The organism is Psychrobacter sp. CAM01, from assembly GCF_032842965.1.
Lineage (GTDB): Bacteria > Pseudomonadota > Gammaproteobacteria > Pseudomonadales > Moraxellaceae > Psychrobacter > Psychrobacter celer.
In genome coordinates this window covers 1-1,448 of record NZ_JAWJBL010000016.1, presented here as the reverse complement: position 1 = coordinate 1,448, position 1,448 = coordinate 1, and the positions used below count along the sequence as shown (strand labels likewise).

Sequence of the window (1,448 nt, the reverse complement as noted above, 5' to 3'; positions counted from 1 at the left end):
GCGAACCTTGACCCCCAAAAATGCCCGCCGAAAGGCGGGAGCTACTTTCGATTTTCGTATCTCAATCAGACCCTGATTGAGATATAGAAAGGGGGTAATTGTAAGTTGTTGTTTTTTTATTGGTTTTATGAGGGGGAGTCTCACCAGCTATGAGACTCGGGAGTCTCATCAGCTATGAGACTCTGTTTTACAACCCATATCACGCAGTGATAGCATCAGTTTAATAAAATGATGATGGTTGGGTCTCTATATGAAGCAAATAAAGTCACCCGGTGAGACTATCGAGTCTCATGGCGGAAACGAAAATTTTAACTTCGTGCAGCTCTCTCGGAGCTACTTACACCAAATGCGAAAATTAGCTCGCAAAAGCCCCATAGCGCATGAAATTTTGTATTACCTAGTCGAACACATGGGTAGAACCACAAATGCCGTTGTGTGCAGTTACACAACGCTCTGTGAAATAACCGGTGTAAGTAGGCCAACTGTAGGAAGGGCTATAAAGCTCCTGAAGGATGATCAGTGGATAGATACCGTAAAGATCGGCAATGCAAATGCCTATTGCGTAAATGAGAGGGTGTTCTGGCAAGCTGGAAGAAATCAAAGAAAATACGCGATCTTCTCAGCAACAGTTATCGCATCTGCCACCGATCAGGAGAGCGATTTTCAAGAAAAAGCCAAACAGAAACTGACCTATATCCCAATCATTGAACCTAGTGACATTCCTACGACTGGAACTGACGAACTACCGCCGCCAGACCAAGGGGATCTTTCGTTGGAGTGAAAGCCGGTCAAGGGCGCGTTAGCGGCGCCAGCGAACCCTTGACGGGCTGTAACGACCCCCACACTTGGCAAAGGTGGTTGTGATCACGCAGTGAGCGCAACCACCTGTTAAGCCGCCGTTGACGTTGACCTTCCCGAACATCAAAACATCCTTATAGCTCCCTCGCTACGCTCAGGCGTAACAGCGTTCGGGTGTCGGGGCCATGCCCTGACCAAGATGTTTTGGAGTGTCCGCGGCGTGTCGGCGGTACTCCAAAAACACATCTTGTCCCGTGCGTTTTGTCACCGTCACAAAGTGGCGGTAATACAAAACATATCCTGTCCCTTCCTTGGCATCTCCGAAGTTAAGCCAGTATACACTCCGCTAGCGCTACGTGACTGGTTCAGGGCTGCGCCCCGAAACCCGCAAAGGTCAAAACCAAAAGCGCCTGGCAGGTGGTTGCGCTCACTGCGTGATCACAACCACCTACTGGTAGCATGTTGGGCATTTTTGAGCGTCAAGGTCGAGCCGCTTCGCGGTCGCTAAAGCGAACCTTGACCCCCAAAAATGCCCGCCGAAAGGCGGGAGCTACTTTCGATTTTCGTATCTCAATCAGACCCTGATTGAGATATAGAAAGGGGGTAATTGTAAGTTGTTGTTTTTTTATTGGTTTTATGAGGGGGAGTCT

The 1,448-nt window shown here is 48.8% G+C and carries 1 protein-coding gene; it reads left to right on the top strand.

The genetic code is table 11. The annotated features are described in order from the left end of the window. Window positions 1-250 precede the first annotated feature (250 nt). Complete coding sequence (locus tag R0I52_RS08410) at window positions 251-781, top strand: replication/maintenance protein RepL (protein ID WP_023288370.1); 531 nt, start codon at window positions 251-253, stop codon at window positions 779-781. Window positions 782-1,448 lie beyond the last annotated feature (667 nt).